Here is a 20606-nt window from a genome sequence, read left to right on the forward strand (position 1 = left end):
GTTTGATGACCGGTGAGATGCATCGACACCGGCCGAGCCTCGGAACCCTGCTCCACCACGTGCATGTGAGCGGGCCGCTCTCGCGTGCCGTGCTGGCCGAGCGGATGGGCGTCAACCGCAGCACGATTCTCGCGCTCACGGCCGAGCTGGTGGCGGCCGGTCTCGTCAGCGAGGAACACCCCGCCGGTACGACCCGGGCAGGCAGGCCGTCGCTGGTGGTGCGCCCGTCGCCCCGCGTCTACGTGCTCGCGTTCGACGTGGCCGTCGACCGCTTGACCGCGGCACGGGTCGGGCTCGGCGGCGACATCCTGGGCCGCCGGTCCGCGCCCCGCAGCCGAACCGGAGTCGACCTGGACACCGTCGTACGGAAACTGGTCTCGCTCGGCCATGAGCTCGTGTCCTCGGCGCCGCCCGGGACGACCTGCGTGGGGATCGGCGCCTCGTACTGCGGCATGATCCGCCCCGGCGACGGGATGGTGCGCTACGGCCCCGAGATGGGCTGGGTCGACCAGGCCTTCGGCACCGAACTGGCGAAGGCTCTCGACCTGGGCTGCGCGGTCGCCGTCGGCAACGAGGCCCACCTGGGCGCGATGGCCGAGTACGAGCGGGGCGCCGGGGTGGGCGTCCCCGACCTGATCTACCTGCACGGCGACGTCGGCGTGGGCGGTGGCATCCTGGTCGGCGGGAAGCTGCTGGGCGGCGACGGCGGCTACGGCTGCGAGGTCGGCCACATGCTGGTCAACCCGGTCGACGGCCGCCCCTGCCTGTGCGGCTCGCGCGGCTGCCTCGAGGCCGAGACCGGCGAATACGCGCTGCTCGCGGCGGCGGGCCGCACCCCCGGCCAGAGCGGAGCCTCAGCCGTACGAGCCGTCGCCCGCGACGCCCGGGCCGGCGACCCGGCCGCCGCCTCCGCGATAGCCGAGATCGGCGACTGGCTCGGCATAGGCGTGGCCAACCTGATCAACCTGTTCAACCCCGGCGTCGTCATCTTCGGCGGCATGCTCCGAGACGTCTACGTGGCCGCCGCCCCTCAGGTAGCCGCCCGCATAGCCCGCCACGCGATGCCCGTCTCCCGCGAACGGGCCCGCCTGTGCGTCTCGGCCCTGGCCGAGGACGCGACCTTGATGGGCGCCGCCGACCTCGGCTTCGCCGACCTCCTGGCCGATCCGCTGACCGCCGCGTAAACCGTTCTCTCACCGTTCCTGGACGCAAGCATCGGCCTCCCCTCAAGGAGGATTGTCGACGCCGCCCGAACGAGTGAACGGCCATTTCATCCAAACGGGTGAGGCGCGCCGACGTTGATCACCGTGAACCGCCTCGGAATCGCCGGCGAGCGGCGGGGAGAGATCCGCTGTCACCGATTGCGCTTGGCGCATGCGGCCCAGTCGGCGACGGATCATCGGCAGAAACGTTCCGAGGATCAGTTCCGCAATCGCCGCGCTCATGGCAATCGCCGCGCCGAACCAGCGAAACCAGGTGTCGGAGGGGCCGGCCGCGCGCGGCGGCGCTATCGTGATTGCCGCGGCGACAGCGAACAGCACGATGCCGAGGTTGTAGCAGACCCGGCTGCGGTCCGCCCACAATTGCCAGGATTCGAACGCCGTATGCTGCTCCGCTCGGAGGCGCTCGGCCCGGCCGGCCACCGTGAGATCCGCCGGAGTCCACCACTCGTCGACGTCCGCCGGTGAATACAGGTATTGGCGGGCGCGAAATCCACACTGGACCGCCCCGACCAGGAGGATCGCCGCGCACAGCGAGGACAACATGGCCAGCCCGGGCCACCTGAATTTATCCGCGTCGGCGCCCAGGACTCCCACGAATGTCACCGAGAATCCGGCGAGCAGTGGCGACGCGACCGTAGTCGCGGCCTCGATCGCATGACCGTACGCGAGAGGCGCCGGCTTTCGCCACTCCGGACGACGAAAGGCGCTGCTCGGTCCCGGATCGGAAACGGGCTGTAGTCCGGTCGGGCGACTTGCGCTCCGGTCATGCATGGTTAACCTCATCTGAGCGGTGCTCGAACGCGAATTCGGCAATGCCACCATCATGGCATCCTGCCGGAAGTACCGAATCGAAGATCACCGCGTCGCACCGGACTCGCGACGTCAGGAGAAACACATGTCCGATGAGCCCAGGCGTTCTTATGATCCGAACAGTTCATTCATTGCCATGCGAGGCTATTCCTGCCCCGACTGCCATACCTCGACAACGCACGACCCGTATTGCCCGCGGCATCCGGACGCCGCATACAGGATGGCCGCCAGCGCGTCGAACACAGAAGAAGAGAAGCGCAAGAAAAAGAAGTAGCCCGAAGGCGAGAACCCCGGAGAGTGGGCGATCCCGGTCGGCGTGGACCGCCGAGTTCTCCCGACCGGCGGCGACCGGCGGCCCTCAGGTGCCGGGCTTGCGGCAACCCGTCGAGCAGCCGGCCCCAGACGGCGAACTTTGACGTGTACAGCCCGATCGCACAACACAGGCCGATCAGCCCAGCCCCGATCAGCGGCCAGGCACTGCCGCTCAGCACCGCCTGCGCAACGCTCGCGACAATCAGCACGGCTGGTACGACGAGCAGCCGTGGTGCGTCGAAACCGTAGCTCCCGGCAGGACGCTCGTACTTAGCAGGGCGGTGAGCGTACGGGCCAGGCAAGGGATACCGAACCGCGGGAAGCCGCGCCGCGGGAAGGAAAGGAGAGCCGGGTGTGCGGGGCAGCCCGGGGCGAGGGACGACAAGGCGCCGGGCCGGGGAGAGCGGGCCGGGCGTGGCGGGGAGGCCACGCCCGGGTCCTATGCTGCGGCGCCCCGCAGGACGGCGTCGACCAGGGCCTCGACGAAGCCGTCGTCGGGCACCTTGGGGTCCCAGCGGAACAGGCCCTGGACCATCGACGGGCCGGTCAGCATGAGCAGGGTGAGCTCGATGTTCAGGTCGTCGCGCAGCTCGCCGCTTTCGATGCCTCGGCGCAGGACGCCGCGCATCACCTCGCGGCGCGGCTCGACGACGCCCTGGTACATGGGCAGGATCGTGTCGTCGCGGAGCAGCTCGGGCAGCAGGCAGGCGGTCACCTTGCCGACGCTGTGGCTGGTCTTGCCGCCGCCCCGGTTCGCCTTGATCAGGGTGACCAGGTCGTCGCGGACCGAGACTCCCTCGAGTTCGGGCAGCGGGCCCTTCATCGCCGCGACCGCGTCGATGATCAGGGCTTCCTTGTTGGGCCAGCGGCGATAGATGGTCGCCTTGCCGACGCCGGCCCGGGCGGCGACGGCCTCGATCGAGATGGCGGCGACGGCTTGACCTTCGCTGAGTAGGTCGAGCACCGCTGTGAGGATCGCCTCGTCGGCGAGCGCGTTGCGCGGCCGGCCAGGCGACTTGCGTTCCTGGCCGGCCACGGAGGCCGTGGTCATGGCGTTCATTGTTACTGACGCGTCATGCCTCGACCAGCTCCACACCCTGTTCCTCGGCGAGACCCTCCGCCGAGGTCGGGGCGGGAGCGTCGGCCGGGCGCTTGCCGGGGAGCCAGATCAGCGCGACCACGGCGCCGAGCACCGCGAACACCATGGAGCCGATCGACGCGTAGTGCATGGCGTGGATGAAGGCCGCGTTCGCCGACTGGATCAGCGCCGAACCGGCCGCGCCGGCCTGCTCGGCCACCCCGTACGCTCCGGAGATCGACTCGCGGGCCGCGTCGGCCGCCTGGGCCGGGAAGCCGTCGGCCGCCGTGCCGAGGTTGCTGCGGTAGACCGACGACAGGATCGCGCCGAGGACGGCCACGCCGAGCGCGCCGCCGAGCTGGCGGATCGTGTTGCTGACGGCCGAGCCGACGCCCGCCTTCTCGCGGGGCAGCGCCGCCATGATCGATTCGGTGGCCGGCGGCATCACGTTGGCCATGCCGACGCCCATGAGGAAGAACGCCGCGCCGACGAGCCAGATCGGGGTGTCCTGGCCGATGAACAGCCAGACGCCGAGGCCGAGCGCGACCAGCAGCAGGCCGACGGTGCTGACCGCCTTGGGGCCGAACCGCTTGACCATCGCGGCGCTGCGCGGGGCGAAGATCAGCTGACCGACGGCGAACGGGACGAACAGCGCGCCGGACGCCAGCGGGCCGAGACCGCGCACGAGCTGCAGGTAGAACGCGCCGAAGAACATCGAGCCCATCGCGGCGAAGAAGACCAGGCCGATCATGCCGGTCGAGGCCGAGAAGGTGCGGTTACGGAACAACCGCACGTCGAGCGACGGGAACTTGGCGCGCAGTTGCCACACCACGAACGCCGTCAGCACGATCACCGAGACGGTCAGCGTGCCCCACGACTTGATGTCGCCGAAGCCCGCTTCGCCGCCCTCGATCACACCGTACGTGAGGAGGCTGAGCCCGATGACCGAGAGCAGGACGCCGAGGATGTCGATGCGGCCGGGCTTGGGGTCGCGCGACTCGGGCACCAGGATGCTCACGAGGATCACGCCGGCGATGGCCACGGGCACGTTGATCAGGAAGACCGAGCCCCACCAGAAGTGCTCGAGCAGTACGCCGCCCAGCAGCGGGCCGATGGCGACGGCCAGGCCGACCGAGCCGGCCCAGATGCCGATCGCGCGCGGGCGCTCGGTCGGGGTGAAGACGTTGGCGATGATCGAGAGCGTGGCCGGCATGACGGCGGCGGCGCCCAGGCCCATCAGCGCGCGGGCCCCGATGAGCTGGCCCGGCGAGCTGGCGTAGCTGGAGATCAGCGAGGCGATCGCGAAGATCGCGAGGCCGACGGTCAGGGTGATGCGGCGGCCGAGGCGGTCGGCCAGGATGCCGGCTGTGAACAGCAGACCGGCGAAGACCAGAGTGTACGAGTTGATCGCCCACTCGAGTTGGCTCTGCGTGGCGCCGAGCCCGTGCTCCGGGTCGGCGATCGTGCGCAGCGCGACGTTGAGGATGGTGTTGTCGAGCACGACCACCAGCAGGCTGATGACCAGTACACCGAGAATGAGCCAGCGCCGGGGATGTCCGGCGGTGGTGGTCGCGGGTGCGTCCACGAGCGTTCCCCCATTTTTCGATACGGACCCGTTCCGTATCCGATAGGCACACTAACGCCGCCGAGAAGCGAAACGGAACGTCTCCGTATCGAAATGTGCCGACGGTCACACTCGGCGAGCGAACCGGCCGGCAACCGGATCGTCGGCAACCGGATCGCTTCCGCGCTATCCCGCAGATGACAACCCACCCTGCCGACATTGAGCACATGGTGACTGGGACGAACGCGCTGGTCCGCTGGCTGCCGACCGGCGGCGGGCTGCGCGACGAGGACTGGGCCGGGCGTCATCGCCTGATGACTCGTCTGCTCGCCGCCAGCATGGTCGCGCTGCTCGCCTTCGGCGCGCTGCGCGCGGAGCTGGGCACCAACCTGACCACCTGGATGGTGCTGCTGGTGCTGCCCTGCGTCGTGGCCGCGGCGACGATGCGCGGGCGCCGGCTGCCCTCGATCTTCGTCGCGTTCGGCTTCACCGTCGCCTGTGCGGCCTTCGTGGCGCTGACGCATGGTCAGACCGAGGCGCACTTCACCTTCTTCATCGCCATCGCCGCCCTCGCCCTCTACCGCGACTGGGCGCCGTTCGGCGTGTTCCTGATCTTCACCACGGCCCACCACGCCCTCTTCGGGGTCGTGGACGCCGACCTCACGTACGGCCACCACAGCGCGCAGACGCACCCGTTGTTCTGGGCCCTCGTGCACGGCGTCGCGGTGCTGTTCGCGGCCGCGTTCCAGGTCGTCGCGTGGCGCCTGACCGAGGCCGAGGAGAAGCGCGCGCAGGACAACCTGGCCGAGAGCCAGGCCCAGCTCACCGTGGCGTTCGACGAGACCCCCGTACCCATGGCGATCTTCAATCCTGACGGCCGCGTCCTGCGGACCAACTCGGCGTACCGGAAGTGGATGCGCCTGCCCGACGAGCCGCTGCGGGCCGGGTTCCTGGTCACCGAGCTGCCGATCGAGCCGGCCGAACCGGGCTCCGCGGTCTTCGACACCCTCGTGCGGCAGGAGGGCTCCTCGGTCCATCTGCGTCAGTACCGCCGCAAGGACAACGGCGAGCTGCTCTGGGTCGAGGTGCACGGCACGACCCTGCGTGACCGCGACGGCGGGCCGAGCGCGATCTTCGTGCACTGCATCGACGTCACCGCGAGCCGCCGCCACCAGGAGGAGCTGCAGAACCAGGTACGCCACGACGCGCTCACCGGACTGCTGTCGCGCTCGGCCTTCGAGAACGACCTCGCCCAGCTGCTGAGCTCGCGCACCCGTCCGGTCAACGTCATCTACCTCGACGTCGACCGCTTCAAGTCGATCAACGACGGCGCCGGGCACGCGGCCGGCGACGAGCTGCTGCGCGGGCTGGCCACCCGGCTGCGGGCCACTGTCCCGGCCGACGCGCTGGTCGCCCGTCTCGGCGGCGACGAGTTCGTGGTCGCGCTGGCCGGCGGTCCCGAGGCCGGCGCCCGGGTCGGCCACGCCATCCTGGGTGCGTTCGCCGAGCCGCTCGAGCTCGGCGACGGGCACCTGCAGGTCTCGCTCAGCCTCGGCCTGGCCGCCGGCGTCACGCCCGAGCAGGCCGACGAGACGGTCCTGTCGGCCGACACCGCGATGTACGCGGCCAAGCGCGCGGGCGGCAGCCGCATGCAGAGCTTCAGCGACGACATGCGCGTCAAGGTCCGCGAACGGATCGCGGCCGAGGCCCGCCTGCGCGAGGCCCTGTCCGGCAACCTCGACGAGACCCTGCCGATCTGGTACCAGCCGATCGTCGCGACCGACACCGGGCGCATCGTCGGCGCCGAGGCACTCGTGCGCATGCGTACGCCGCGGGGCGAGCTGCTCGGCCCGATCCAGTTCATCCCGGCCGCCGAGGAGACCGGGATGATCATCCCGCTCGGCGAGCACGTGCTGCGCCTGGCCGTACAGCATCTGCTCGAGTGGGACGAGCAGCTCGGCTACGTGTCGGTCAACGTCAGCCCGCGTCAGCTCGCCGAGCCCGACTTCGTGCCGATGCTGGCCGGCCTGCTGTCGTCGCACCCGACGCTCGACCCGGCCCGCCTGGTCCTCGAGATCACCGAGACCGCCCTGCTGGGCTCCTCGCTCGACGTCCGGGAGCGCCTCGAGACGATCAAGAGCTTGGGCGTACGGATCGCGCTGGACGACTTCGGCACCGGCTACAGCTCGCTCACGTGGCTGCAGTCGGTCCCCGCCGACGTGGTCAAACTCGACCGCTCGTTCGTGGCGGGCCTGTCCGCCGACGCGAAGAAGGCCTCGATCATCCAGGCCGTGCTGTGGCTGGCCAGCTCGCTGAACATGTCCGTGGTCGCCGAGGGGGTCGAGGACCCGGCCGACTGGCAGGCGCTGCGCGCGGCGGACTGCCCATCGTGCCAGGGCTACCTGTTCGGCAAGCCGATGCCCGCCGCCGACTTCGGCAAGGTGCTGCTGCCGTCGCGGGCTGACGAGCCGGTGGCGGTCGCCTAGGCTGACTGACCGTGACCAGATCGCTTCTGTACTCCATCAATGTCACCCTGGACGGCTGTGTCCATCATGAGGCCGGGCTGGCCAACGAGGACCTGCACCGTCACCACGCCGAGAACCTCGCCCGGGCCGACGCGCTCCTGTTCGGCCGGGTGATCTACGAGATGATGCAGGGGGCGTGGCGCCCGGACGTGCCACGACCTGAGTGGATGCAACCCTTCGCCCGAACGATCGGCGCGGCCCGGAAGTACGTCGTGTCGAGCACGCTGCCGAGCGTCGACTGGAACGCCGAACTCATCCGCGGCGACCTCGGCCCGGCAGTCGAACGACTCAAGGAGCAGCCGGGCGGCTTCCTTTTCACCTCGGGCGTACGGCTTCCGCTGGCGCTGGCCGAACTCGGCCTGATCGACGAGTACGAGTTCGTCGTCCATCCTCGAATCGCCGGGTACGGCCCCACGCTGTTCGCCGGCCTGTCGAAGCTCGTCGACCTGAAGCTCGTGAGCCGCAAGGAGCTCCCGTCCGGCTCAGTCGTGCAGCGCTACGTGCCTGTCTAGCGCTCCAGAATCGCCACGACGCCCTGGCCGCCGGCCGCGCAGATCGAGATCAGGCCGCGGCCCGAGCCCTTCTGCGCGAGCAGCTTGGCCAGGGTGGCGACGATGCGGCCGCCGGTCGCCGCGAACGGGTGACCGGCGGCCAGCGACGAGCCGTTGACGTTCAGCCTGGCCCGATCGATCTTGCCCAACGGCGCGTCGAGGCCGAGCTTCTCCTTACAGAACTCGGGCGACTCCCAGGCCGCCAGCGTCGAGAGCACCTGCGACGCGAACGCCTCGTGGATCTCGTAGAAGTCGAAGTCCTGCAGCGTGAGGCCGTTGCGAGCCAGCATGCGCGGCACCGCGTACGCCGGGGCCATCAGCAGACCCTCGTCGCCGTGCACGTAATCGACCGCGGCCACCTCGCTGTCGGTCAGATAGGCCTGCACGGCCAGACCGTGCGCCTCGGCCCACTCGTCGGAAGAGAGCAGGACGGTCGACGCGCCGTCGGTCAGCGGCGAGGAGTTGCCGGCGGTCATGGTCGCGTCGGTCGTGCCGAAGACCGGCCGCAGCCTGGCCAGCTTCTCGAGGCTGGTGTCGGCGCGCAGGTTGGCGTCGCGGTTCAGCCCGAGATAGGGCGTCATCAGGTCGTCGAAGAAGCCCGTCTCGTACGCCCGGGCCAGCTTCTGGTGCGAGGCGAGCGCGAGCTCGTCCTGCGCGTCGCGGGCGATGTGCCAGCGCAGGGCGGTGATCGCGGCGTGCTCCCCCATCGACAGTCCCGTACGCGGCTCGGCGTTGCGCGGCACGTCCGGGCGGAACGCGAGCAGCGGGTTGAGCTTCGCGGCCGCCTTCACCCGCGCGGGCAGGCTGCGGGCCCGGTTGAGCGCGAGCAGCCCGCGGCGCAGGTCGTCGTTGAGCTGCAGAGGAGCGTCCGAGGTGGTGTCGACGCCGCCGGCCACACCCACGTCGATCTGGCCGAGCGCGATCTTGTTGCCGACCAGGATCGCGGTCTCCAGCCCGGTGCCGCAGGCCTGCTGAACGTCGTACGCCGGGGTGCGCGGGTCGAGACGGGAACCGAGCACGGTTTCGCGGGTGAGGTTGAAGTCGCGCGAGTGCTTGAGGACAGCGCCCGCGGCGACCTCGCCGAGCCGCCGACCGGCCAGGCCGTAGCGGGCGACCAGGCCGTCGAGCGCGGCGGTCAGCATGTCCTGGTTCGACGCCTGGGCGTAGCGGCCGTTCGACCGGGCGAACGGGATCCGGTTGCCGCCGATAACGGCTACACGGCGTACGGTCGTCGGCACTGCTGCCTCCAGGGGGTGCGTCGATTACCGTCCAGTAGCTTACAACCGGCGGGCCCGAGTAGGCTGCGGCGCATGGGCGACAGGTACGCGAGCTTCGCGAACTCCGGTCCCGGGCGCAGCCTGGTCAAGCGGCTCGGGCTGCCCGACCCGCCGCGGCTGCGGCGCTACCGGCCGGGCGACCCGCTGACCGACGGGCCGGTGCTGATCGGCGCGGCCCCGGGCGGGCGGCTCGGCGACCAGGTGCGCAAGGTGCTCGCCGGCGCAGCCGTCGACACCCTCGACGAACCGGACGGTCCGCACGCCGCGGTGATCTTCGACGCGACCGGCATCACCGATCCGGCCCGGCTGGGCGAGCTCTACGACTTCTTCCATCCGGTCGCCCGGTCCCTGCTGCGGTCGGGGCGGGTCATCGTGCTGGGCACGCCGCCGTCGTCGGTCGGGGGCTCGCACGAGGCCACGGCGCAGCGCGCGCTCGAAGGGCTGACGCGCAGCATCGGCAAGGAATTCGGGCGCGGCATCACCAGCCAGCTCGTCTACGTCGAGCCGGGCGGCGAGGGCGCTCTCGAGTCGACCCTGCGTTTTCTGCTCAGCGGGCGGTCGGCGTACGTCTCTGGTCAGGTGGTGACGATCGGAGCGGGGAACCCGCCCGCGCCGGCCGACTGGCAGCGACCCCTGGCCGGGAAGACCGCGCTGGTCACGGGGGCGGCGCGCGGGATCGGGGCGGCCATCGCCCGGGTGCTGGCCCGCGACGGGGCCGAAGTGATCGCGCTCGACGTGCCGGCCGCGGGAGACGCGCTGGCAGGCGTGGCCAACGACGTGCGCGGGCGCGCGTTGCAGCTCGACCTGACGGGGCCGGAAGCCGGCGAGCGACTGGCGTCGTACCTGAGCGGGCCGCTCGACATCGTGGTGCATAACGCGGGCATCACGCGCGACCGCACGATCGCCAAGATGGACGCGGACGGGTGGTCGTCGGTGCTGGCGGTCAACCTGGTGGCGCCGTCGCGCATCAACGACGCGCTGCTGGCCCACGGGTTGCTGCGCGCGGGCGGTCGCATCGTGGGTGTGTCGTCGATCGCCGGGATCGCGGGCAACCGGGGGCAGACCAACTATGCGACCAGCAAGGCCGGGGTGATCGGGCTGGTCGAGTCGAGCGCGCCCGGCCTGATCGAACGCGGCATCACGATCAACGCGGTGGCGCCGGGGTTCATCGAGACGGCCATGACGGCGAAGATGCCGGTGACGCTGCGCGAGGCCGGACGGCGGATGAACAGCCTGTCGCAGGGCGGGCTGCCGGTCGACGTGGCCGAGACGATCGCGTGGTTCGCCTCGCCGGGGTCGGGCACGATCACGGGCAACGTCGTCCGGGTCTGCGGGCAGAGCCTGCTCGGGGCGTGACCCGATGACCGTCGTCGAAGTCGGGCCCGCGGTCGGGTCGAGCACGCTGCGGGCGGTGGTGGGGCTGATCCCCCGGCGCCGCGGTGCGGGTTTGACCGGCGTCACGCTGGTGCGGCGGGGTGTCAAGGTGGATCGCTCGCACCTGGCGGCGTACGACCGGGTCTGCGGTTTCCGGTTGAACGACCAACTGCCGGCGACCTATCCGCACGTGCTGGCGTTCCCGCTGGCCATGCGACTGCTCACGGCGCCCGATTTCCCGTTCCCGGCGATCGGGCTCGTGCACATCGCCAACCGGATCACGGTTTCCGAGCCGCTCGACGCGGGATCCGCCTACGACTTGAGCGTTCGTGCGGAGAACTTGCGCGCTCATGAGCGGGGCCGGCAGGTCGACATCGTCGCGACCGCTTCTTGCGACGGCGACGAGGTGTGGACAAGCGTCTCGACCTACCTGTCGAAAGAGAAGCAGCCCGCCCGCCGCGATACGGCGTCACCAGCTGCGGACCGCGTCTCTGATTCGCCGCCCGATGACTCGCCCGGTCACGCGGCTGACGTCGCCTCTGGTCACACGCCCACGCCCGCCGCCGCCGCCGCGGTCTGGCGTGTTCCCGCCCGGGTCGGGACCGACTATGCCCAAGTGTCCGGCGACCGCAACCCGATCCACAGTTCGCGGATCGGTGCGCGATTGTTCGGCTTCCCGCGCCCGATCGCGCACGGCATGTGGAGCTTGGCGCGCTGCCTGGCCGCGCTGGAGGGCCGTCTGCCCGAGCGCTACACCGTGGACGTCCGCTTCCGGCAGCCGATCTTGCTTCCCGCCCGAGTCAGCTTCTCTTGGCAGAGCGCGACGGTGCCGAACCCCGCCGCGACAACCCCCGACCCCGCGCCGCAACCTCTCGGCGGAACATTCCTCTTGTTGGGGAAGAAAACGCATCTTGCGGGGCAAGTTACGCCTGAGTAACGTACCGCCCAATAACCCGCACGGGAGGGCGTCTCATGGAGTTCTGGCTCGACGTCAACGAGGAGCAGAACGAGCTGCGGGAGTGGGTGCACGGATTCGCCGAGGGCGTGATCCGGCCCGCCGCGGCCGAATGGGACGAGCGCGAGGAGATGCCCTGGCCGGTCCTGCAGGAGGCCGCCAAGATCGGGCTGTACGGCTTCGAGTTCCTCGTCAACACCTGGGCGGACATGAGTGGGCTGTCGCTGCCGCTGGTCAACGAGGAACTGTTCTGGGGCGACGGCGGTATCGGGATGGCGCTCTCGGGCACTTCGCTGGCGGTCGCGGCGATCTACGGCTCCGGCACGCCCGAGCAGCTGGTCGAGTGGGTACCGCAATGCTTCGGCGACGAGACCGATCCGCAGGTGGGCGCGTTCTGCTCGACCGAACCCGAGGCCGGCTCCGACGTGGCCGCGATGCGCACGCGCGCGGTCTACGACGAGGCGCGCGACGAGTGGGTGCTCAACGGCCAGAAGGCGTACGCCACCAACGGCGGCATCGCTCACGTGCATGTGGTGACGGCGTCGGTGGACCCGTCGCTGGGCGCACGCGGTCAGGCCGCTTTCGTCGTGCCCCCGGGAACACCCGGTCTGGCCGCAACGAACAAACTCCGCAAGCTCGGACTGCGCGCTTCGCACACCGCGGACGTCTTCCTCGACGACGTGCGCGTCCCCGGCGCGTGTCTGCTCGGCGGCAAGGAGGCCCTCGACGAGCGCCTCGCCCGGGCCCGCGAAGGTCAGCGCTCGGCGAAGCAGGCGTCGATGCGCACATTCGAACTGTCCCGCCCGGCCGTCGGCGCGCAAGCGCTCGGCATCGCGCGCGCGGCGTACGAGTATTCGCTCGAATACGCGCGGAACCGCGTGCAGTTCGGCCGCCCGATTGTGGACAACCAGGCGATCGCGTTCACACTGGCAGACATGCGCACCGAGATCGACGCCGCCCGCCTGCTGGTATGGCGGGCCGCCTGGATGGGCCGCAACGACCGCCCGTTCCACGCCGGCGAGGGCTCGATGTCGAAGCTCAAGGCCGGCGAGGTAGCGGTCGCCGTGACCGAGAAGGCCGTCCAGATCCTGGGCGGAGCCGGCTACCTGCGAGACCACCCTGTAGAACGCATGTACCGAGACGCCAAGATCTACACAATCTTCGAAGGCACCTCCGAGATCCAGCGCCTGGTGATATCCCGAGCCATCACCGGCCGCCAGATCCGCTGATGAACACAACGCCACTCATGAAAACGAGCAACTCGCGCAGCCAGCGGCTCGCCGCCTACCTCGTTCTCCATGACGGGGCCGAGCTACCGGCCGACGCCGTTCGCGATCACGTCCGCGCGCACCTGGCCCGGTTCAGCGTCCCTCGCGACGTCGTGTTCCTGCCCGCCCTCCCGCGCAACGCGACCGGCAAAGTCGTGAAACGCGAGCTGCCCCCAGCGCAGGAATGATCTGCAAACTGCCCTCAGCTGACGGGTAGCCCCAGCGCCCCGCCGTTCGACCGCGGCCGCCGAGGGCCACCCCGCTCACGGGCCGACAAACTCCCTAACCCGCACGTGGCGCAGGAGTCTCGCGGTCGGCCGGCGCCCGGAAGCGGATCGCCTTGTGGGTGCCGTCGCAGAACGGCTTGGTGGCCGACTTGCCGCACCGGCACAGCGCGATGGTGCCGCGCCCCGGGTCGATCAGTTCCCCGTCGGGCGTTCGCATCTCGAAGTCACCGCGGACGATCAGCGGCCCGTCCTCGTAGGGAACGATCGTTGAACTCATGGCGGCGCAATGCCCCCTGAGCTGGGGCTGAAACGATCCGTTTACGTCCTGGCACAGAGGGAAGCTTGCTGCCATGCAACTTCCTGTGGCGCGCGGGCCGGTCTCGGCGGCGCTGATCGACGTGCTCCGGGGCCGTGCCTCGAAACTGCCGGCCTTCGCCCGCTTCGGCGGTGCCGAGGACCTGCACCTGACCCTTTTCGTCTGCTACGAGCTGTCCTATCGCGGGTGGGACGGGGTCGACGACCGCTGGGAGTGGGACCCGGGCATGCTGCGCCTGCGCGCGGCGGCCGAGAAGCGCTTCTTCGCCGAGCTGCCCGGGAAGCCGCCGGGCGGAACGGACCCGGCCTCGATTCCCGCTCAGCTCGCCGAGATCGTCAGGGAGGACGACGGCCCCGGTCTGTCCGGATATCTGCGGGGCCGGGCGACCCACGAGCAGTTCCGCGAGTTCGTCACCCACCGCTCGGTCTATCACCTGCGCGAGGCCGATCCGCACACGTGGGCCATCCCGCGCCTCGCCGGCCGGGCCAAGGCCGCCCTGATCGAGATCCAGACCGACGAGTACGGCGGTGGGGTCGAATCGCGCATGCACCAGGAGCTCTTCAAGCGGACCATGCGGTGGTTCGGACTCGACGTGACGTACGGGGCCCATGTCGACGAGGTCGGCGCGCCGACGCTGGCCGTCAACAACCTGATGTCGCTGTTCGGCCTGCACCGCGCGAAACGCGGCATGCTGCTGGGACACCTGGCCGCGTACGAGATGACGTCCTCGCTGCCCAATCGGTCGTACGCCAACGGTCTGCGGCGGCTCGGCGGCGACGCGGACGCGACCGCGTTCTACGACGAGCATGTCGAGGCCGACGCGGTGCACGAGCAGATCGCCTTGCACGACCTGTGCGGCTCGTTCGCCGCCGCCGAACCCGCCCTGGCCGGCGACGTGCTGTTCGGCGCCCGCTGCGCGCTGCTGGTCGACGCGCAGTGGGCGACCTCGGTCCTGGACGCGTGGTCGCGGGGCCGTTCGTCGCTGCGCCCGGTGGGGTGCGAACCGATCACCGCCTGAAACGGTCAGCTGAACAGCATGCCCAGCGAGGCTCCGGACAATTGCAGGCGGTCCAGGGCGTACGGCATGGTCATGGCGGGCGGGAGCGGGCACAGGGTCGCGCCGGCCAGCATGCGGGTGGCGTGCCCGGTGGCGACCGGCAGCGTCGGGTAGCGGCTCGCCGCGAACCGGTCGACCGGCTCCCGCGCGCGGCCGAAGGAGGCCAGCGACCGCCACTGCGACAGTGTCGCGACCCGCTCGCCCACGTGCCCAGGCGGCTCGGGCAGCACGGTCACGCTGTCGAACCGGCCGCTGCCGGCCAGCCACATCTCGGCCGCCTCGACCGACGAGCGCGCGGCCGACTCGCTCCAGTAGGGCACCATGCCGCACGCCCGCGCCATCCACGGATCGAGCAACCGGCCGCTCTCGATCACGCAGCGCACACCGGCGTCGTGCCGCCACTGCCGCATCAGGTCGGCCACGCAGGCGCTGAGCGTCTCGGGGCGCGCGTAGAGCAGGCGGTGCGACCGCAGCACGAGCTTGGCCAGATCGACACCGAGCGACGGTTCGCCGGACCTCTCGGCGTACCGGGGTGGGATCTCAGGGTCGAGGGCGGGCCAGTTCGTCACGTTCATGCCCTCGAGGGCCAGCCGGAACTCGGGGTTGCCGATCGAATAGTCCTCGGGGCGGCCGCCGGCGACCGGGCTGCCGACCTGGAAGCCGTGCCTGTCGGTCACAGCCATCACGGGCCAGGTGCGCAGGTCGCGCAGCAGCAGGGTGCTGCCGCCGGGCACGAGCCGGGTACGGAGGAAGCGCTCGTACGCGGCCGGCAGCGTCAGCCAGCGCAGGTGGAACCGCACGGTTGCCCCGCACAACGGCCCGCCGCGCATCGGGTCGTGGACCTGCCGGATGGTTATCCCCGGATTCCGCTGGTTGATCTTCGCGGCCAGCGCGGCACCCCACTCGAGCGCGCCCGGCCAGTCTCCCGGCGAGCCGCCCGGCCAGGTGAGGGTCAGCGGAACGGTGGTCGGCAGCCAGGCCGCCCCGAGCGCGACGGCGAGGTGAGCAGCCGACCCGTGCGGCGATCCGAACAGCACCGACGGATAGACGGCCTCCCGGTAGTGCCCGACGACCCACTCGGCGATGGCCTCGGCGTCGATCGAACCGGCTGCCTCGTGCGGCACGGCCTCGGCGTACGCGTCGCGGGCCAGCTCGAACTGCCGCTGCTGCGGTGGCAGGTGCCCGCGCCGCCCCAGCAGCGGGGTGCGGGCCGCCCATCCCCCGACCGTCCCCGACACGGTCGACAGCAGAACCCGGCACAGACTCTCGGCACACACGACCCGGTCGATCGGCAACCCGCCCCGTGGCTCCGACCTGGTCTCGAAGATCGTCACCGCTATCACTCCCCCCAGAGTTGCGGCCTCGCTACCCGGCCTCCCTGGCGGCAAACGCGACCCCGGTGTGAGCTGGGTCAACGCAGCTCTCCGACGGTCCTGGACAGCGTCGTCGCGGCCTGCAGTTTCGCAGGAACGTGACAGCCCGCGTTATGGCCGCGGTCACCGTCGGTCAGTGCCTGTTCACGCGTTCGTCAATCGGTCGCCACGGGCACGAACATCCACCCGGAGATGATCAAGATGGCGGTCCGGGACGAGATGATCGGGGGCAGCGTGGGTGGTTGGGTCGCGGTGGGCGCGGCGTTCGTCGTCTGGCTTTCCGCGTACGTCGGGTGGCGCCGGCACACCACGCCGAGGCTCCCGTCCCCCGCGCCCGACGGCACAACCCCCGGACCCGAGTCGCCCGCCGTGGTCAGCCTGCTGATCAACCGGTGGAAGCGTTCGCCCGACGCGCCCGTGGCGGTGCTCCACGACCTGGTCGATCGCGGCCACCTCGTTCTCTCACCGGCAGGGGCGGTGTCGCTGATCGACGGGATCGACGACGACCTGCGCGACTACGAGCGGCTCGTCCTCGCCCGGGTGCGGGACGTCTCCGGTGATCAGGTGCCGCTGGGCGCGCTCGCCTTCCGCAACCCGGCCCACGCGTCGGCCTTCTCGCGGCGGTTCGCGGCGGCCGTGCTCGCCGAGGCGCGGGCAGCCGGCCTTTCTCAGCCGCGCGTCAACCGGACGGCGCGGACCGTCGGCACGCTGCTCGCCGCGGCCGCCGGGCTGGCGGCGGCCCGGGCGGTACCCCACAGCGTCGGCGTCGGCATATTCGTCTTCGTCGTGCTGGCCGTGATCAGCTGGCACGACCTGGGCGATCACGCCACTCCCGCGGGCCGGGCAGCCGCCGCGCGCTGGCTCGCCGTCCGGTCCGGCCCACCCGCGTACGGGATCGCCCTGGGCCGTACGCCCGCCTCGTTCTCGCTGGGCCTGGGCGACCGCAATCTGGTCTGGTCGTCCACGGGCGGTTCGTGGCACCGCGTGCGGGTGCACTATCCGCGGACGCGGTTCTGGCACGGGCGCACGACGCCGGAACTGCTGGCCGGCGCGGGCGGGTTCCTGGTCGGGGCCGCCGCCGTCCATTACGCCCTCGGCCGGTGGTTCCCCGCGGCCGTCGTCGCGGTCGCACTGGCCACGGCCGGGGCCTACATCCTGGTCCGCGCGCTGGGCGACGTGTCCTCGACCCGCACGGTCACCGGCGAGGTCATCTGGCGCGAGTCGTGGAAGGTGCACCAGGGCTCCGACGACGCGCCCGACCGTCCGTGGCTCGACCACCTGGTGCTCGACGAGGGCGCCGGCTCGGCCGAGGTGTGGGGGCTGCCGCTCCCCCCGGCCGAGCCGTGCGCCGACGGCGACGTGGTGACCATTTCCGTACGCCCGTGGACGCGCCGAGTGCGTACGGTGACCACCGTGTCGGTTCGTGACAGCTGATCAGCCCTCGAGCCATGTCATCATGCGGCAGTGACCGTCGCCGATTGGTATCTCGACTTCGCCGCGCGGCAGGCCCGCGACGCCTCCCCCACCTACGAGCGACTGGCCCACGCCGTGGCCGGCGACGCCGGGCTGCTCGCCCTGCTCGACAGCGTGCCCGCCCCGAAACGCCAGCCGAACCTGCTCTTCGCCGCCGTGCGCCTGCTCGGCGGCCCGGTCACCGACCCCGGTGAGTTCCGTGCCTTCGTGACCGCACAGTGGACGGCCGTCGCCGCCGAGCTGCGCACCCGGGCCACCCAGACGAACGAGACCGGGCGCTGCGCGCTGCTGCTGCCCGTGCTGGCCGCGCTCCCCCAGCCCCTCGCGCTGATCGAGGTCGGCGCCTCGGCCGGGCTCAACCTCTACCCCGACCGGTATTCGTACTCCTACAACGGCTCTGCCCCGCTCGGCGACGGCGGCCCGCTGCTGGAATGCGCCACGACCGGCCTGACCCCGCCGGCTCGCCTGCCTCACGTGGTGTGGCGGGCCGGCCTCGACCTCAACCCGCTCGACGTTACCTCAGGGACCGATCGGGCCTGGCTCGAAGCCCTCGTCTGGCCCGAGCACGACGACCGTCACGTACGCCTCCAGGCCGCCCTCGCCGTAGCCGCGGCCGATCCACCCCATCTCGTACGAGGCGACCTCGTCGACGCCCTCCCCGCCCTGCTGGCCGAAGCCCCCGCCGACGCCACCAAGGTCGTCTTCCACACGTCGGTGCTCTACCAGGTCCCCGAGGCCCGCTGCCGCGAGTTCGTCGCCCTGGTCCAGCAGCTACCCGTCCACTGGATCTCGATCGAGGACACCGGCACGATCGACCTGCCCGGCGTGCCCGCCCCGCCACCCGACGGCCTGCACCACAACGTCCTGGCCCTCGACGGAAAGCCGCTGGCCTGGACCCAGAGCCACGGCCGCACCCTGCACTGGTTCGCTGACTAGCGGAACAGGTCGAGCAGGAAGTCGAAGGACGTCCAGATGCCGACCACCAGGACGGCCAGCAGGAGCAGCAGGCCTACGGTCACGAAAAGGCAGGTCAGGGTGCCGCCGTCGTCGTCGCGGGAGGCGGGCTTCTCGGCCTTCGCCGCGTCGGCCAGGTCGAGGTAGCGCTCGCGGGCCAGCGGACCCAGGTCGCGGAAGGGGTCGACGGCCAGCCGCAGCGCGCGCAGCCGGGCCGACGGTGAGCGCCACGCCCGCTCGAAGGCGGCGACCTCGGCCGGCGACGCGTCCTCAGTCAGGAAGCCCCAGCGCCCGGCCTGCGCCCAGTCACCGACGCGGCGGTAGATGTCGGCGCGGCGGGCCCGCAGGGCGAGATCGGCCGGATGGACGGCGAGCAGGCTGGCCAGCCGCTGCTGCGCCAGGTGCGTGTGGCCCCGCGCCAGATCGGCGTCGACCCGGCGCAGGGTCTCGGACTTCCCCATGCCGATCATGGTGCCGAATCGGGGCAGTGAAACCCATCAACTTTCGGGCCTTCTCTGATCGGGCGTGCGGTTACCCTGAAACCGTGTCCGGTGACGACGAGCGACCCGCGCGGGTCGAAGACGTACACGCGCTGGCGACGGCGATGCCCGACTGCGTGGTGAGCGGCGACGACGAACGCCCCGGCTTCGCGGTCGGCGGCAAGACGTTCGTGTTCTTCCGCGGCCCCCGCAAGGACGCGGTCGACCCCGAGACCGGCGAGCGCTATCAGGACGTGATCGCCTTCCACGTCGAGTCCGAGGCCGACAAACAGGCCCTCTGCCTCGACGAGAGCACGCCGTTCTTCACGACGCCGCACTGGAACGGCTACAACGCCGTGCTTCTGCTGGGCCGCGACATCGGCCGTCTCAGCCACGGCGAGCTGCGCGAGATCATCCAGGACGCGTGGCTGGCCCGCGCCCCCAAACGCAAAGCCGCCGCTTGGCGAGCTGGATCCCTGGGTTGAGTTACCCGGCTGAGTCCACGGCTCTGCTTCGCTCCGCGAGGGGCCTCCTCTTTGACGACGCGTCCGCACAGGACAGAACTTCGCAACCGAACGAGCGACAGCGCTCCTCCGTCGAGGATCGACTGCACGCCGGGCCGAGCCTCTGACGGTGTCGCGCTCGGGATTTCGAAAAGTCCCAGCGCGTGGCATCATTCTTGGGCTTACATCATGGGCCTGGCGGTGCGTTGGAGAGTGTACGTGGTCAAGAACAACGCGAAAGCAAAGAAACGTCCCGTTTCCAAGAACCGCAAAAGGCGTGATAACAAGAAGCAACGGCTCGACCGAAATGGCTTTTCACGAAACGCGGAAAATCGGACCGGGAATGACCGTAATCCGCTGCGAAAACGACTGGTGCGCATGTTGGCAGTAGCCACCGGAGCCGTGCTGACAGCAGCACTGGGTGCGGCCGTCACAGCCTTTACGACACCATTAGGATCAACACCGCGCGTGGCACCACTGCTTGACAGAATGTTCGGAGACGAAAAGCCGCTCGATATCGTCACGTCATTCGGAGCAACGTGGCCCGCCGCTTTCAGCACCAAGTCGCAGGCAGAGAATTTCGTGAATGCCTACAATGACGGTCGGGCGGACCTGGGGCAACCTCGCCTTTGGGGCGGCGTGCCTGCAACGACCAGCACCTCAATCAACCTACGAATTGTAGGCAACCTCTATCAGCCCGTTCGCTTGACATCCTTTGCGATTAAGTTTGTCAGTAAACGAGCGCCGATCACTACCGCTTTCGTCGAACCCCCAGGAGGAAGAGGGGGAGTCGGCGACTTCGAGGTACTGACATTCAATCTTGACGAGGACGTGCCAGTCGGACTCTTCACCTCGACCGACGGAAGAGTGACCGACATCCCGTACGTCGAACGACGGACGGCGACCCTGGTACGAGATGAGACCCTCAACTTCCTGCTCAACATGAAATCCCAGAAACACTCGGTCGGATTCGAGGTGCACGTAGGATACGAGTTCGGCGAATCCGACGATTTGCAAAGTGGTACCGAGGTATTGACAGACAACGGTAAACCGTTCGCTTTCACCGCGCTCGCCCCGTTCGCCCAACACTCGATCAGCGGCCCGACGAGAGGCGGAATACCACCCAGGCATGCCGGTTACAAATATGCTTGGCTTTCCAATCCGGATGGGTCCAAAATCGTGCCCTCTGGAAGGCATTCCGAGCCAGGGAAGTGACCTCGAAATCTGGAATTCAAGAACACGATGGACGCGCTGATCGGCCACGAGTCAGAGCTGACGCTCGAAACG

The 20606-nt window shown here is 70.1% G+C and carries 19 protein-coding genes and 1 pseudogene; 13 read left to right on the plus strand and 7 right to left on the minus strand.

All coding sequences use genetic code 11. The features are described 5' to 3' along the window. Nucleotides 1-5: 5 nt before the first annotated feature. Nucleotides 6-1184: an ROK family transcriptional regulator gene (locus EER30_RS15085; RefSeq protein ID WP_240670023.1), complete on the plus strand. Its 1179-nt coding sequence runs from the start codon at nt 6-8 to the stop codon at nt 1182-1184. 42 nt (nt 1185-1226) lie between these two features. Here EER30_RS15085 and EER30_RS15090 read toward each other — a convergent pair whose 3' ends face one another. Continuing rightward, the gene (locus EER30_RS15090; protein WP_127501047.1) at nt 1227-1826 is read right to left on the minus strand and encodes a hypothetical protein; all 600 of its coding nucleotides are present in this window, start codon (nt 1824-1826) and stop codon (nt 1227-1229) included. A 187-nt stretch (nt 1827-2013) separates the two neighbouring features. Here EER30_RS15090 and EER30_RS15095 point away from each other — a divergent pair, with 187 nt between their 5' ends. Beyond that, complete coding sequence (locus EER30_RS15095; RefSeq protein WP_127501048.1) at nt 2014-2307, plus strand: hypothetical protein; 294 nt, start codon at nt 2014-2016, stop codon at nt 2305-2307. Between the two features lie 477 nt (nt 2308-2784). On the opposite strand, the gene EER30_RS15100 is transcribed toward EER30_RS15095, so the two are convergent. Together EER30_RS15100 and EER30_RS15105 are read right to left on the minus strand one after the other, a co-directional pair. Continuing rightward, nucleotides 2785-3396, minus strand: a complete 612-nt coding sequence (locus tag EER30_RS15100) for a TetR/AcrR family transcriptional regulator (protein ID WP_349290868.1) — start codon at nt 3394-3396, stop codon at nt 2785-2787. Nucleotides 3397-3418: 22 nt separating this feature from the next. Then, entirely contained in the window at nt 3419-5008 is a 1590-nt protein-coding gene (locus EER30_RS15105) for an MFS transporter (protein ID WP_127501050.1), read from the minus strand. A 206-nt stretch (nt 5009-5214) separates the two neighbouring features. Here EER30_RS15105 and EER30_RS15110 point away from each other — a divergent pair, with 206 nt between their 5' ends. Both EER30_RS15110 and EER30_RS15115 read left to right on the plus strand, forming a co-directional pair. Then, nucleotides 5215-7473 (plus strand): putative bifunctional diguanylate cyclase/phosphodiesterase, encoded by a 2259-nt coding sequence (locus EER30_RS15110; protein ID WP_127501051.1) that lies wholly within the window; start codon nt 5215-5217, stop codon nt 7471-7473. Nucleotides 7474-7484: 11 nt separating this feature from the next. Further along, a complete protein-coding gene (locus tag EER30_RS15115) occupies nt 7485-8024 on the plus strand; it encodes a dihydrofolate reductase family protein (protein WP_127501052.1) in 540 nt (179 codons plus the stop codon). Here EER30_RS15115 and EER30_RS15120 read toward each other — a convergent pair. Further along, entirely contained in the window at nt 8021-9301 is a 1281-nt protein-coding gene (locus tag EER30_RS15120; protein ID WP_127501053.1) for an acetyl-CoA C-acetyltransferase, read from the minus strand. The genes EER30_RS15115 and EER30_RS15120 overlap by 4 nt on opposite strands. A 72-nt stretch (nt 9302-9373) precedes the next feature. Between EER30_RS15120 and EER30_RS15125 the strand changes: the two genes are divergently transcribed. From EER30_RS15125 to EER30_RS15140, 4 genes and pseudogenes are all read left to right on the plus strand, one after another. After that, a complete protein-coding gene (locus EER30_RS15125) occupies nt 9374-10696 on the plus strand; it encodes a 3-oxoacyl-ACP reductase (RefSeq protein ID WP_127501054.1) in 1323 nt (440 codons plus the stop codon). A gap of 55 nt (nt 10697-10751) precedes the next feature. Then, nucleotides 10752-11651 (plus strand): MaoC family dehydratase, encoded by a 900-nt coding sequence (locus EER30_RS15130; protein ID WP_349290869.1) that lies wholly within the window; start codon nt 10752-10754, stop codon nt 11649-11651. Between the two features lie 35 nt (nt 11652-11686). Continuing rightward, nucleotides 11687-12898: an acyl-CoA dehydrogenase family protein gene (locus EER30_RS15135; RefSeq protein ID WP_127501056.1), complete on the plus strand. Its 1212-nt coding sequence runs from the start codon at nt 11687-11689 to the stop codon at nt 12896-12898. 41 nt (nt 12899-12939) lie between these two features. Continuing rightward, nucleotides 12940-13125: pseudogene (locus tag EER30_RS15140) on the plus strand (AMP-binding enzyme); the annotation flags it as partial. 94 nt (nt 13126-13219) lie between these two features. On the opposite strand, the gene EER30_RS15145 reads toward EER30_RS15140, so the two are convergent. Then, nucleotides 13220-13441, minus strand: coding sequence for a CDGSH iron-sulfur domain-containing protein (locus EER30_RS15145; protein ID WP_127501058.1), 222 nt, complete (start codon nt 13439-13441; stop codon nt 13220-13222). Nucleotides 13442-13514: 73 nt separating this feature from the next. On the opposite strand from EER30_RS15145, the gene EER30_RS15150 reads away from it, so the two are divergent. Then, nucleotides 13515-14498, plus strand: coding sequence for an iron-containing redox enzyme family protein (locus EER30_RS15150; RefSeq protein WP_127501059.1), 984 nt, complete (start codon nt 13515-13517; stop codon nt 14496-14498). 5 nt (nt 14499-14503) lie between these two features. On the opposite strand, the gene EER30_RS15155 is transcribed toward EER30_RS15150, so the two are convergent. After that, nucleotides 14504-15871 (minus strand): hypothetical protein, encoded by a 1368-nt coding sequence (locus EER30_RS15155; RefSeq protein WP_127501060.1) that lies wholly within the window; start codon nt 15869-15871, stop codon nt 14504-14506. A 231-nt stretch (nt 15872-16102) separates the two neighbouring features. Between EER30_RS15155 and EER30_RS15160 the strand changes: the two genes are divergently transcribed. Further along, complete coding sequence (locus EER30_RS15160) at nt 16103-17344, plus strand: DUF2207 domain-containing protein (protein WP_127501061.1); 1242 nt, start codon at nt 16103-16105, stop codon at nt 17342-17344. A gap of 30 nt (nt 17345-17374) precedes the next feature. Beyond that, nucleotides 17375-18319 (plus strand): DUF2332 domain-containing protein, encoded by a 945-nt coding sequence (locus EER30_RS15165; RefSeq protein ID WP_127501062.1) that lies wholly within the window; start codon nt 17375-17377, stop codon nt 18317-18319. Here EER30_RS15165 and EER30_RS15170 read toward each other — a convergent pair. Beyond that, nucleotides 18316-18798, minus strand: coding sequence for a DUF6584 family protein (locus EER30_RS15170; protein WP_127501063.1), 483 nt, complete (start codon nt 18796-18798; stop codon nt 18316-18318). The two genes, EER30_RS15165 and EER30_RS15170, sit on opposite strands and share 4 nt — an antisense overlap. Nucleotides 18799-18881: 83 nt before the next feature. Between EER30_RS15170 and EER30_RS15175 the strand changes: the two genes are divergently transcribed. Both EER30_RS15175 and EER30_RS15180 read left to right on the plus strand, forming a co-directional pair. Further along, a complete protein-coding gene (locus EER30_RS15175) occupies nt 18882-19301 on the plus strand; it encodes an MmcQ/YjbR family DNA-binding protein (RefSeq protein ID WP_240670024.1) in 420 nt (139 codons plus the stop codon). Nucleotides 19302-19538: 237 nt separating this feature from the next. Beyond that, nucleotides 19539-20534 carry a hypothetical protein gene (locus tag EER30_RS15180; RefSeq protein ID WP_127501064.1) on the plus strand — a complete coding sequence of 332 codons (996 nt, stop codon included), beginning with the start codon at nt 19539-19541 and terminating at the stop codon, nt 20532-20534. The last annotated feature ends 72 nt before the right edge of the window (nt 20535-20606 follow it).

This window comes from Actinoplanes solisilvae, from assembly GCF_003999975.1.
GTDB lineage: Bacteria > Actinomycetota > Actinomycetes > Mycobacteriales > Micromonosporaceae > Actinoplanes > Actinoplanes solisilvae.